This window comes from Flavobacterium algicola (genome assembly GCF_022399565.1).
GTDB classification, from domain to species: domain Bacteria; phylum Bacteroidota; class Bacteroidia; order Flavobacteriales; family Flavobacteriaceae; genus Flavobacterium; species Flavobacterium algicola.
The window spans coordinates 35,906-49,200 of record NZ_JAJTUT010000004.1 but is presented as its reverse complement, the minus strand read 5'-3'; the positions used below and the strand labels follow the sequence as shown (position 1 = coordinate 49,200).

Below are 13,295 nucleotides of genomic sequence, written 5' to 3'. Positions count from 1 at the left end.
AGAACCGTGTAAATTATTCCGCTGAAGAATGTTCCTCTTTTTTAGACTTAGGTACATATTTCAATCCACTCGCTTCCATTGCCGCTTTTAAATTGAAAAAAGGCTTGGTTGTAGCATCCCAAAACGGACTCGGTTCATGTGCTTCCAACATCATTTTACGAATTTGCTCCACGACTTCAGGATACACTTTTGCTTCGTCTTTTTGTTCGCTTTCACTTTTGGACATATCGTATAATTCGATATTCATTCCTTTGGTTCTATCAGCAACAACACCTTTCCATTTTCCGTAGCGCACCCCTTGATTAGGCGTTTTACCAGGGTACAATTCCCAATACAAATATTCATGCTCTTTTTGCTCTTTTTGTTTTCCTAATAAGGTAGGTAGCAACGAAATCCCATCCGTTCTCCCTTTAACAGGGACTCCTGTCAATTCAGAAAGTGTTGGTAATAGATCCCAAAAAGCAGAAATATGATCTGTTACTGAACCTGGTTTTATCGTTCCTGGCCAGTAAGCTATCATAGGCGAACGAACTCCCCCGTCATACATATCTCGTTTTAATCCACGTAACTCTCCACGAAGGTTAAAGAAATCAGCTGAACCAAATTGTCCGTGTGCTCCATTATCACTGTTGAACATGATGATGGTGTTTTTAGAAATCCCCATGCTTTCCAATAATCTTTTTATTTTACCAATATCACCATCCATACGCGAAGTCATAGCCGCATGAATTTTCATATCCTCTGGCCAGTCTTTGTCTTTGTATTGTGCCAAATCTGGCACTTGGTAATCAACATGTGGAATGGTATAGGCTAGGTACAAGAAAAAAGGTTTCTTCTTGTTGTCTTGAATAAATTTCAAGGCATCGATTGTCAATAAATCGTGGCTGTAATCGTTTTCCTCAGTAGCTGAATTGTTCAACATTACTTTTTTATCTTGACTCCATAAATATTCTGGATAGTAATTGTGTGCCAAAACTTGGTCGGTAAAGCCATAAAAATGGTCAAATCCTTGTGCCAATGGACTTCCTGAATCATTGATAGAACCCAATCCCCATTTCCCAATTAATCCTGTAGTATAGCCCGCACGTTGCATTAATTTAGGAACAGTCTCCGTGCCTTTTGGTAAAGGTGTTTGTCCATCAGGATAACCGGGGCTATTGTCTCTGATGTAAGCGTGACCTGGGTGTAATCCGGTCATCAAAGCTGCTCTAGAAGCAGCGCAAACCGCATTCCCACAATAATGATCCGTAAAACGCAGACCGTTTTTAGCTAATAAATCCAACTCAGGGGTATTAATCATTTTTTGACCATTGTACCCTACTTCGCCATATCCTAAATCATCGGCTAGAATATAGATTACATTGGGTTTTGTGTTTTCGGTTACCGTTGTTTTCTTGCTGCTGTTACACGAAAAACTCAATAGTGCTAATGCAATTGCGACTCCTATTTTTTTAATATTTGACATTCTTAATTATTCTTAGTTATTAATTAATACATTTTAGATGGTTAAAATTCAGCATATATTGGGTAAAATATAATGGTCCTAATAAATAAGATGTCTCTGTGGGTTCAATATAGGGTTAATAAGCAGTTGGGATAATTTAACGAAACAATGATCGGTTAAATAATGATACATTTGAAATAAAACTAATAATATCAGTCTGTCCCGAAGCGTCGGGTGTCGAAGACCTTATAAGTATGCATTTCGACAAGCTCAATGTGACATAGGTAACCAAATGGGGATAAATTTAATTAAACAAAAATTGAAATAGCACCAATACTGTCAGTCTGTCCCGAAGCGTCGAGTGTCGAAGACCTTATAACTATGCATTTCGACAAGCTCAATGTGACATAGGACATCGACTTGGATAATTTGTAAAATAAAAAAAACATGCTAATATGCACGTTTTTTATCTATTTTTGAAGGATCATAATTAGGATTGGGTGTTGGCATTTTAGCACGGTGGTTTGCGTGAGGGATTGTCACGAACTGTCGGGAGAGCTCTTTTTTATTTATCTATTGCCTTTTATTCTAAGGCAATAAACAAATAAAAAAAGCGGGAACGTACAGCCCGACCCGTCCCGAAGCTTCGGGATAACGGATGGGCACGCCCAAGAAATCATGATATTAAAATCCTTTATTACCTTTTACTTTTAAGTTCTTTTTGGATTTCTCATCGGCTAGAACGGTATTCTTTGCGTTACCCGTGTAGGTGTTTTTGGAAATTTCAACATTCTTGCAATTGATTAAATCGAACATAGGCGCATCAGGATACAATTCCTTTGAGTCTTTAGTTTTGATAATTGTATTTCCGGTAACCGTTAATCCATCCACTCTATCGGTCCAAATGATTCGGTTACCAAAAGTTTCGATGGTATTGTTTTCAAATCGAATGTTGCTATCGAACAAAGCCGTTTCGTCAAAAGTTTTCCCTAAACGTGGGGTCACGTACAATATAGCCGCTTCGCCTCCGCCATATCCGCAATGTACAAAGCGGTTGTTGCGAATGGTTACATCATTGACAGCACCCGATTCGAACCAATAATAATTGTCGCCACGCAACTGAATGGCCGACATCATGGACGAAAAATTATTGTTTTCGATTACGATTTTCAAAGGTGTTTTGATGATCACGTTTCTAGCGCGGTGGTCGTTAATGGTGCAACCACGCATGGTAAAGACTGGATTCCATGTTTTATTTTCTAGATTATCGCCAATTTTAAGGTTGGTTGGTAAGTTGTTTTCGAAGGCGATTTGGATAAATCGGTCGTTGATGGTGTTTACAGAACTTACTGTGTTTACCGATGCTCTATCGGGACTTGGTTGTTGGATAAACCACATTTCGTCTCCTTTGCCAGCGAATTCAAATCCTAGTTGTTCAAAGTGTTTTAGCTCTACAATTACGGTCTTTGCATCTACAATTTTATTAATTTCAACATAGGTTCCGTGGACATTTGTACCATCGTCAAGCATGTGCTGGAATTTGCAATTTTCGATCAAAATATCGCCTTTGCAATTGCTGAAATGAGTAGCATCTGCAATGGTTGAAACGACTCTATCAGAACCTGGACGAACAAAAATACCGCATTTTGAGATAACAATATTCTCTGATCTTTCGAATAAAAATCCCATTCCAAGGGCATGATGAATGGTAATATCTTCGAAAAGGATGTTTTGTGAATTTAAGGTTTGAAAAGCGGGGGCATATCGATTTTGCTCGCCTTCACCTTTTGAATTTAAAATATCACCTACATTAGGGGTATATCTTTTTAGCTTTTCGTGGATTCTTAAAATTCCGTTAGGACGTTTTTCTACATAACGAGGACGACTAGATATATCATAAGCACCGTGTGCGACACGTCTTGTTTTTGAATCGAAAGCCAATGTACTTCCCATTTCAAAAAACGAAAAACCATCAATATCTGGAAACGAAATTTGCTCTCCAACTAATTTCCATGAAAACCCTTTTGTAAACGGTTTTACTTCAATCCAATCTTCGGCTTTGTTGACAGCGGTTACTTCGCTTTGAAAAACAAAAGGAATATCCCAGTCAATAGTCAAATTTTTGGCGGTTACTTTTTTGCAGTTTTTAATTTGAAAAGGCGCTACTTGACCGTGAAAAATAAGTTCGGCACCGTTACCTTCGATTTCAACAGAATCATAATTTTCTAATAGAAAAATGATTTTCTTAAGTCCGTTTCCGTGATTGGTAATGTAACTGTATTTATTTTGAGCATAGTCAAGCAGAAAAAGGTATTTTCCTTTTTCGAAAACTATTTTCAGGTCTTTATCGGTGTTTTTCTCAATAGCGTTTCTGACAATAGTAGTCATATCACCTTCTTGATGTTTGATTTCAATTACCGCCTTAGCTGAAGATTGTACGGATACAAACAACAGTCCAACAGCCACTAGTTTTAAAAATAAATGATTCATCTTTTTCATTATATATAGTCAATATTATAGATTTACTCCTGTTCCTTGAAAACTGCTATCATGATCCCACATGATAATCCAAGGGTCTCGCGTATTTTTTTGAAATTCCTTTAAACTGGTTTTCATTGCTTCCAAAGTGGAAGTATATTTTTTAGCGGTAGCCAAATTATTAGTCTCATCGGGATCGTTTTTCAAATCAAACAATTCAAATTCTGGGTGGTGTAAATAATCCTGAACTTTTCGTTTTCCGTAATTTTCTGCCTTATCTCTGTACACTTGTTGCCAAGTGGAAGATGCCCACAAATCGGATGCGAATGGATATTCTAAAGGATAAGCGATATTCCAAATCAATTTATAATCTCCTTTACGTACTACGCGCATTGGGTAATACATGGTGATTTCGTGAAAAGTATGCGAAGCATTGATTTCGTCCCAGCCTTTAGGATTTTGTTCGTCAATAATGGAATTGAATGAACGCCCGTGAAATTTGGTTTTTCCTGCATCAACTCCCGCCATATCAAGGATCGTTGGCGTTAAATCTACCCATGAAATCATGGCATTGTTTACATTTCCTTTTGCAGATTTAAAAGGATCTTTGATAATACAAGGCAATTTAAGTCCTGGTTCATATACTGTGGTTTTTGCTCCTGGAAACGCCATTCCGTTGTCTGAAATATAAAATACAATCGTGTTTTTATCTTTTCCTGATGCTTTCAACATCTCCATTAATTTTCCAAAACCTTGGTCAATACGAGAGATACTTTGGTAATATTGCGCAATTTCTTCACGTGACTGTTTCGTGTCTGGTAAAAACGATGGTACGAGAACATCCTTAGGATTGTAGATTGTAGTTTTTACACCAGGAAATCCTTCGGGTTTGTTTCCGAAACTATTGGGAGCATCCCATCTACCTGCATCTGTTGATTTTTCGCGGTGTGGATCATCTGTACAGAAATACAAAAAGAACGGCTTGTCTGATTTTAAAACAGCAGCACATTTTTCGGCCATTTCGTATGTATTTCTCGGATTGGCTTTTAGTTCTTCTTGAAAATGATATACTTTTTCGGGAGCGACATGGTATTTCCCAATTCTAGCTGTCAAGTATCCGTTTTCTTCTAATAAAACAGGCAATGTTTTCACATCATCAAAAGTGCTAAAATGATGGTAATCATGTACGTGCCCATACGAACCCGTTGCATGACCATATTTACCTGATAAAATCACAGAACGACTAGCAGCACAACTGGCACTAGTACAATAAGCATTTGTAAATCGAGTTCCTTCGGCCGCTAATTTATCAAGGTTTGGCGTTTTAATAACGGGATTCCCGTAACTACCTAAGGCATCAATACCATGATCATCAGCCACAAAAAGAATGATATTAGGTTTTGAACTCCCTGCTTCACTTCCTTCTGCTTTGTTTCTACAAGCTGTCATTGTAGCAAATAATGCAACTACCAACAGCATGCTTACACAAGATAATTTTAAATACTTTTTCATTTCAGTCTTACTTTTAAATATGCTATTAATTTCAATAAGATGGCCGCAATTTATACCAAAAAACGGTCCCATTTTTATACCTTATTACCCAAGACAAGTCTTTAATTCACTATTATTCTCTTTGCTATGATTCCATCATTGGTTATCATTTTTACAAAATAAATTCCTTTAGCATAGCCTGTAACATTTAAATTAAAAGTGTTGACATCCTCCAATTTAGAAACTGACTGCACCAAAATTCCACTAGCGTTGTAAACCTCTAATCGATTTGTTTGTACAGTCCAATTAATAGCTACATATTCGGTCGTAGGATTTGGATAGAGTGAAAATACATTCGGATTGAGCTGATTTTTTTTTAATGAAAGAGTACTACAATCTACATTTTTACTATCATTTTCGTATAAAGTGTTATTATAAAACGAGTTAATGCAAGATTTAAAACCACTACTTGTAACAGGACCATCAATTTGAGCTACATATTCGCCTTCAACAATATCAGGAGTTCCCCCTTTTGATGGAAGACACAAATGCCCTATTGCTGCTGCTGATGGCATGATTCGGGCTTTGTCAGTTTCTGGCGAAACGGTTAACGTTGCCCATGGATATTGCGCCTGTATACCTTTTTCGACATAGCTGTATTCCTGACCTAATCTTCCATAAGCGTTTATACCAAAAGTAGCATCAACATTTTTTATGACTATGGGACCTGCAAAACGACCTTTTTTAAATTTAACAGGATCTACTAAATTCCCGTTAGCGTCTTTCAATTCGGCATCAAAAAAACCGGTTGCCATAACAATTGCAAAAGTTGAAGATGTTGATTTTATATTCTCTAAATACACATCACCGTTTACGCGTCCGTGTGGGGACATCATCACAGCGGCAAAACCATTTGTTTGATTAATATCACTTGCTTTTATTCCTTTTATAATTCCAAGCTCTTGTTCATTATCGGTACCGACATACTGAATATTAGATCCTGATTCCATTCGTAAAATAACCCCACCATTACCTGAAAGTTTTACAAAATTTACGTTTCTAGCACTTTGAATTTGGATTAATCCATATCCATAATGTTGGTCTTTACCATAAACATTCCGAATTTCTCCTTTGGATGGCGATCCTATTATTTTGTAGTCCCGTAATCCTTGATGTACTGAATTATCTGTACTTGTTTGAATAATATAAGGATTCAAGGTAATACCGTTAAATTGCGTGAGCGCATCTTTAATATAGATATCCGAAAGCCAAAAATTAGCCACATTCGACAACATAATCGCTCTAATTTTTCCGTTCATTCCAAATTCGGTTAGATCAAATACAAATTTCTCAGTGAGATCATCATTCGGTTTTGAACGATCACTTTGGCTACAAAATATCTTAACATTTTCTACTAAAGTTGGGGTATCTCCTATTTCAAAAATGGCGGCTTTGGTCAAAGTTAAATCCCCTTTGATAATTGTTCCTTTGGAAATATCAATATGAACATTTGATTTCAAATAAATATTAGATAATTTGATATTACCTGATAGTTTGATAGTTCCACCAGTAGCTTGTAAAGTGACATCATCAATTAAAGCTTGTAAAGCAGCAGTACCATCGTTAAAATTATTGACTACCAATATTTTTTCATACGAACCCACTATACCATCAAATTGCGGTGCAAATTGTGCATTCATTTTTAATCCGCTACCTAATGTGACAAAAAGAATGATGGTTAATAAAGTAATTTTATTTTTCATTATTAGAGAGGGAGTTGGTTATCATTAATTTGATACTAATCAATACTATTGAGTTGTTTTAATTAAGTGCTAAGTACTTAAAACAAGATTGATACAATGTCTTTGTTAGTTTATAATTTGTCTTTGGTCGTTATTCTTTTAAGACTACAATCCCTTTTATCTAATACCATAGCCTCAGACTCCATTTAAAAACTTTCAAACAACAAAAAAGGCAGCAAATTAAAATTGCTGCCTTTGAAATATTTTTAATTTTAAATTCTATAGGTTGATTAATTATCCTTTTTTTTTTTTCCTTTATTCTGTCCCTTATTTTGACCTTTCTTCGCTTTCTCTTCTTTTGGTTGTGCTTTCTCTTTTTCGAAAGTGATATCACATCCATTAATAGCTTCTTTTGGTGAAACGATTACTTCTTTATTTTCCATTTTTCCGTCGATCATTGGGAAGTTTTTCAAAACTAAACCAGGTGTCTTTACGGTATAATATCCTTTTGATAAGTCAGTTCCTCCTTTGGCATAATACATTAATCCCGTTACTGTAGGTCCTTGGTAACTTTCGCCATCAGTATTAAATTCTGAATTGACTAAACTTCTTTGACTACAAGGAACAAAAGCACGTCGCGAACCTCTCAATTGAGCCGTAGTACCATAAGTCACTTTTAAATTTGAAATAACAGAACTAGGATCAAAAATCCCCAATTCATATCCTTCAATCATCTCGCCAGTTTCATCTTTTTGACCTTTCTTTTCGCTTAAAAATCCTGAAGCGATAATCGCTCCAGCTTCACAACTGATAGCTGTAAGATCGTCGACAAACACTTTACCGTTGATGATGGTATGCGGAGATAAAGTAATCGCCGCTTGTCCGTTTTTACAAATTATATTTTTACCGTAGACTTGATCGATTTTTATCGATTTATCGGTTAAATAGGCTTTACCAATAGCTCCTGTTTCTAATCGAAGAGTTGCTCCTCCTTCTCCATTAAGGTTGCGATACAATACATTAACGGCTGCTTGACATTGAATCAAACCATAACCATAATGTCCTTTGGTGATTTCAAGATGTTCGATGATACCGTCATGAGCAAATAAATATTTACCGTTATTCAAGTCTAATAAATTAACTGTTATAGCCGAAAATGGTGTGAAATTATCAATCACTTTGAAATCTGCCACTCTAAAATTTTGAACCCCGCCTAAAGCTAAAGCTATAACTCCAAATTCAGTGGTGCTTTTCCCGCCTTGACGATTTGAAAAATCAAAGGTGAAAAAAGATTTACTATCAGTACAAGAAAAACTAATGTTGGAAATTTGTTTGTTTCCATTTTTTCCTGCTGAAAATAAAACTGTTTTTTTAGCATTTGTAGTAGTGAAAACCACGTTAGGACTTACTCGAATGTGAACTCCTGACTTTATTTCAATCTCAGTATTTATATTGTATTTAGTATTGTTTTTTGTTGCCTCAATGGTCAAGATTCCGCCACCTTTTTTGGCTACTTCGTCAATAGCGTTTTGAAGTAACTCGGAATGGTTTGTAGTGTTTGTCGGCTCGGAAATAGTTTTACGATATGATTTTATATCTGGATTATAAAACACATTATCAGCAGGTATTATTACTGATTGAGCAAAGATTATAGTTACAATCAAGGAAAATAGTATTGTTAAGCGGTTTTTCATTGTTAGTTAATTTTATTCGTTTTTCTTTTTTGATTTTTTGACACTAGTTTCCGAAAACACAAAATTAGAGTCTGTTGTAAATACTGATGCTGGCAATCCAGCAGTATTAAATAAGCTACCTACTAAAAAGGGTTTCCAAGCATAGCGAACCGCAGCGGGTTCATCTACTTTATCGCTAGTAACCTGCAACTGATTGCCTTTTATGATGGTTGCTTGGGCTGGATAGTAAACACCATCTTTACCCGCCATTTCAAAATCGGTTAATTCTTTTCCGTTACTTGATAATCCTTTAGAAGCATAATCAAAATTTAATATGGCTTGATTTTTATTTATTACTATCGATTTATAAATAGGTCCCGAGTAGTCTATTTTATCAAAACCATAATTTTTGGCTAAAGCCCATAGTGCTAAACGATCTCCTACCTCTTTCTTTTTGGGTGGATGAATGCATTTTTCATCCCCAATATCATTGGTAACCACCATGCCTGTCTTGGGTGTATTCAAAAAGACTTTCAATTGCGATTGTTGCAAAGCCACTAACTCTTCTCCTCCAAAACCTAGAGGCGCCAACTGAACAAAATAAAACGGAAAATCACCTTGTTTCCATTGGTCTCTCCAGCTTTTAATCATTGCAGGAAATAAGGTAGTATATTCTGTTGCATACTTTCTATTCGCTTCCCCTTGATACCAAATCGCTCCCTTAATTGTAAATGGAATTAAAGGATTGATCATCGCGTTATAAAGGACTGTTGGTGACTTTATAGTGATATCAGTTTGCTCCTTTAGTATTTTATCCAATCTTGGGAAATTACTTGCTATTTCTTTTGGTGTCCAAGCTTCTGCAGGTGTTGATCCTTGATTACTTGAAATAAGCCCAACGGGAACACCTAATTCTTCTTGTAATTTTTTTCCAAAAAAGTAAGCCGTAGCACTAAAATTTGCTGCCGTTTTAGGTTCTGATAATTCCCATGCTCCTTTACAACTGTTCAACGGACTTAAACTCATCGCTAATTTAACAGTGAAAAATCTCAGATTTGGATTGTTACTATTCGCAATAGCCCCTTCACTTCCTTCAACAGGTTGGTCTTTGGCTCCTTTTAATTCTCTAGCCATATTGGATTGACCAGAACACAACCACACTTCTCCTAAAAGAATGTCTTTAACTTCAACTTTATTGGAACCACTAACGGTCAAAATATAAGGTCCGCCCTCCTTGGTTGTTTTAATAAAAGTGGACCAATTTCCCTCTTTATCTGTGGTCGTTGTTATTTTTTCTCCCCAACTGGCTTGAATGTTAATTTTTGTATTGGGTGTGTCAGTTCCCCAAACAGCTGCTTTGGTATTGCGCTGCAAGACCATGTGATCTCCAAAAATGGAAGCCAATTTGGTTTGTGCAAACATGGAGCAGCAAACTAAATTCAAGAAAACTACGATTGTGATAATTGATAACTTCATTTTAAATATTTTATGTAGACCTAAGGTCTAAAGAATTGCTGAATATGTTAGCCTAAATCAAACCGTAATACCTGTTCTCAAAAAAGAACTTTATTACAGTTATTTAGCTTTTGGTTTCCTTAGAATTTTCTCTCTGAAGTCTGTTTTCCCTTCAATTTTAATATCATTCAAAGCGGGAAATATCGGTTGATAGGTTACGGCACTTGTATAAATAGCAGCTGCCGAAGGTCCTAAAAGTGGTGTGTTATCCGAAGGTAATCCATTAGAATCAAACTGCACATTTACATCATTTTTGTCAATGGAAAACTCAGGATTTTTGTATAATTTATTCAATTCCTTATTTAAGTATTTCAAATTTTTATACGGTAATGTCGCCTTTTCATCAAAAGATACCATACTAATATTTTTAAACGAAGAATTGGCTGCGAAAGTTCCAACTTGTTTTCTTTTGGATTCTTGAGCTACAAAACCTTCTACAATAAATGCGGTAAAAGCACTTCCGTAAGAAGTTGCTCCATCAACGGTGATTGTCCCATTTTCTACAGAGTGTGGTTGCAATAGTACCGTAGCAAAACCAAATTTATTAGAAACATTCAACATTCGAAGATCGGCTGTTCCTAAATCATATTTACGACCATTGTGCGATTCTATTCTGCAGGTTACACCTCCTTCACAGCTTAAATTTCGCATGGTTATGTTCTGCCCTACGTTTAATTGTGCTAGTCCGTAACCAACCGATCCACCTGTCTGTCCAATGTTATTTAGCGTCACTTTTTCAGGTCTGTAGGCTGTGGTGGTTTTCCCTATTTGAACAGGATTAAATGCAATGGCTGCTCCTTTTGTTTGATTGTCTTCAATGGTGAAATTTTGCAGTAAAACATTATACGCATATCCTATTTGCATCAGTCTGGTTACTTTTTTTCCATCTCTTTCTAAAATAAATTTAGGTCTGGTTGAAAGACTACCTGTGCCAATAAATTTAACATTTTCTACTCTAGCTTGATTAGGTTCTTTACCTATATAAAAACCATCTTTACCTGCTGGAATTTTGACAACAACCCCTGGGGCAAAATTCAAACGAATATTGGATGTAATGTTTACACTCTCAAAAATATAAGTTCCAGCAACTACATTTATTGTTCCTCCTTTTGACAGTCCATCAATTTCTTTATTCAAACGAGTTGTATCATCTTTCCCATTGATGTGACTAAAGTTTTTTACTGGTCCAGGCGTGGTCTCTGAAGAAGAACCTGCATCATTCGAATCAAATTTTGGTGGAAATAAATCCATATCTGAAACATCTATATACGGACTGCTTTTTAAATCTTGTGCTTTTGCGCCAAAAAAAGAGAATACAGTTACAAAAATTACTATTGCTAAATTGTTCATCATTATTTGTTTTATTTCGAAATTAGTACGTCTAGTTTTTTAGAAACACCCTCATTTTTATCTTTATTATTTTTCATATAACCTTTTAATTCCATTGCTAGTTTTTTAATTACTGCACTGTATTTTGAATCATTGATAAAGTTGATTCTTTCTGTTGGATCCGCTTTAATATCCAATAACCAAGGCTCGTCTTTTTGAGCGAGTACCAATTTGTATTGATCTGTAACGGCAGCGTAGAAACCCAACTTTACAAAAGTCACATCGTTCCAATTAACTGGTTTTTTATTCAACAAAGGTGATAAATCACGTCCAGCGACCTTTGGACAATCTACGCCCAAAACTTTTAAGAAAGTCGGCATCCAGTCCGTTGTATTCCCTGCTTCATTGATTACTTTTCCTCTTGGAATCAAAGGCGATTTTCCTGTTGCTCCTTGCGCAACGATAAAAGGAATTTTAGACGAAGCTTCGTGAATGGTTCCTTTGTTTACACGTCCGTGTTCACCTAACAAATCTCCATGATCTGATGAAAAAACAATAATCGTATTCTCATAAACACCGTCGTCTTTTAGTTTTTGAACCAAACGTCCTAGATTGTCATCGATCAATTTAACCATTCCGAAATACTGTTCGATTTCATTTTTTAATTTGGTTTCATTCTTGGTTTTTGCATCTGGTTTTTGCCAAGAAGGTAGGTCTGGATTGGTTTTATTCTCGTAAGCTGTTTTATAAGTTGGTGGCAATTGTGTTACCGTTCCTTTGTACATGGCATCATAAGGAGCACGCACTACATCAGGGGTATGAGGGTCTGGGATACTTAGCACCAAATAAAAAGGTTTGCTTTTATTGGTATCAATAAATTCTAATGCTCGGTCCGTCAAAAAGTCGGTAGTATGTTTTACATTCTTAGACTTAGTATCTTCAAATAACGGTTGACCATATTTGTCTTTTCCAATTAATTTTACATTTTTGCTTGCAAAATAAGGATTTCCATTGGCGTCAATCCCTTTGTATTTCTCATGTCCACCATTGAACATGAATCTTTTATCTTGAAAACCATAAGTGTCCTCAGGAGCACCTACTGGATAAGGAGACCACCACTCATCATGGTCTTTATCTCCCGATGCATCTCTACTTTCAGCTAGGTGCCATTTGCCTGTATAACCAGTCATGTATCCTGCTTTTGATAAAACATCAGCAATAGTCGTTACATCTGGTTTTAAGTATTTCCCATCGCCATTAGTGTTTGAATTGTTTGGAATACCCAAGGTCACAGGATACATGCCTGTAAACATAGAACTACGCGAAGCCGAACATACAGGCGCACTGCAATACATGCGGTTAAAAATAGTTCCGTTTTTGGCCAAAGCATCCAAGTTTGGGGTTTCTGGAAAGGCTTTTGGCCCCCATAGCAATGCTTGTTCTGGGGTCAATTGGTCTCTATAGGCACCGATGGTTCTAAAATTATGTTCGTCAGTAATAATCCAAATCAAATTGGTTTTCTGACTTTTTTGGGCATTCATTTTTACCAAGGGTACGCATAGTAGTATTGCTAAAATAGCGAACCTAAAAATATTTTTTGTTTTCATAATCGTTTTTGATAGT

Annotated in this window: 8 protein-coding genes; all 8 read right to left on the bottom strand. The window is 36.1% G+C overall.

All coding sequences use genetic code 11. The annotated features are described in order from the left end of the window. Positions 1-13: 13 nt before the first annotated feature. A complete protein-coding gene (locus tag LXH21_RS14580) occupies positions 14-1,465 on the bottom strand; it encodes an arylsulfatase (RefSeq protein ID WP_239867490.1) in 1,452 nt (483 codons plus the stop codon). Positions 1,466-2,128: 663 nt separating this feature from the next. Next, positions 2,129-3,934 carry a right-handed parallel beta-helix repeat-containing protein gene (locus tag LXH21_RS14575; protein WP_239867487.1) on the bottom strand — a complete coding sequence of 602 codons (1,806 nt, stop codon included), beginning with the start codon at positions 3,932-3,934 and terminating at the stop codon, positions 2,129-2,131. A 24-nt stretch (positions 3,935-3,958) separates the two neighbouring features. Then, the gene (locus LXH21_RS14570; protein ID WP_239867484.1) at positions 3,959-5,434 is read right to left on the bottom strand and encodes a sulfatase family protein; all 1,476 of its coding nucleotides are present in this window, start codon (positions 5,432-5,434) and stop codon (positions 3,959-3,961) included. 101 nt (positions 5,435-5,535) lie between these two features. Next, positions 5,536-7,176 carry a T9SS type A sorting domain-containing protein gene (locus LXH21_RS14565; RefSeq protein WP_239867482.1) on the bottom strand — a complete coding sequence of 547 codons (1,641 nt, stop codon included), beginning with the start codon at positions 7,174-7,176 and terminating at the stop codon, positions 5,536-5,538. 269 nt (positions 7,177-7,445) lie between these two features. Then, complete coding sequence (locus LXH21_RS14560; RefSeq protein WP_239867480.1) at positions 7,446-8,849, bottom strand: hypothetical protein; 1,404 nt, start codon at positions 8,847-8,849, stop codon at positions 7,446-7,448. Between the two features lie 12 nt (positions 8,850-8,861). Further along, positions 8,862-10,304, bottom strand: coding sequence for a sialate O-acetylesterase (locus tag LXH21_RS14555; RefSeq protein WP_239867477.1), 1,443 nt, complete (start codon positions 10,302-10,304; stop codon positions 8,862-8,864). A 99-nt stretch (positions 10,305-10,403) separates the two neighbouring features. Beyond that, entirely contained in the window at positions 10,404-11,696 is a 1,293-nt protein-coding gene (locus LXH21_RS14550; RefSeq protein ID WP_239867475.1) for a glycoside hydrolase family protein, read from the bottom strand. A gap of 8 nt (positions 11,697-11,704) precedes the next feature. After that, positions 11,705-13,279, bottom strand: coding sequence for a sulfatase-like hydrolase/transferase (locus LXH21_RS14545; RefSeq protein ID WP_239867472.1), 1,575 nt, complete (start codon positions 13,277-13,279; stop codon positions 11,705-11,707). Positions 13,280-13,295 lie beyond the last annotated feature (16 nt).

Coding starts and splice junctions, on each gene's coding strand:
- LXH21_RS14555 (WP_239867477.1), bottom strand. CDS start 10,304: ATGAAGTTATCAATTATCACAATCGTAGTTTTCTTGAATTTAGTTTGC.
- LXH21_RS14580 (WP_239867490.1), bottom strand. CDS start 1,465: ATGTCAAATATTAAAAAAATAGGAGTCGCAATTGCATTAGCACTATTG.
- LXH21_RS14575 (WP_239867487.1), bottom strand. CDS start 3,934: ATGAATCATTTATTTTTAAAACTAGTGGCTGTTGGACTGTTGTTTGTA.
- LXH21_RS14560 (WP_239867480.1), bottom strand. CDS start 8,849: ATGAAAAACCGCTTAACAATACTATTTTCCTTGATTGTAACTATAATC.
- LXH21_RS14550 (WP_239867475.1), bottom strand. CDS start 11,696: ATGATGAACAATTTAGCAATAGTAATTTTTGTAACTGTATTCTCTTTT.
- LXH21_RS14545 (WP_239867472.1), bottom strand. CDS start 13,279: ATGAAAACAAAAAATATTTTTAGGTTCGCTATTTTAGCAATACTACTA.
- LXH21_RS14570 (WP_239867484.1), bottom strand. CDS start 5,434: ATGAAAAAGTATTTAAAATTATCTTGTGTAAGCATGCTGTTGGTAGTT.
- LXH21_RS14565 (WP_239867482.1), bottom strand. CDS start 7,176: ATGAAAAATAAAATTACTTTATTAACCATCATTCTTTTTGTCACATTA.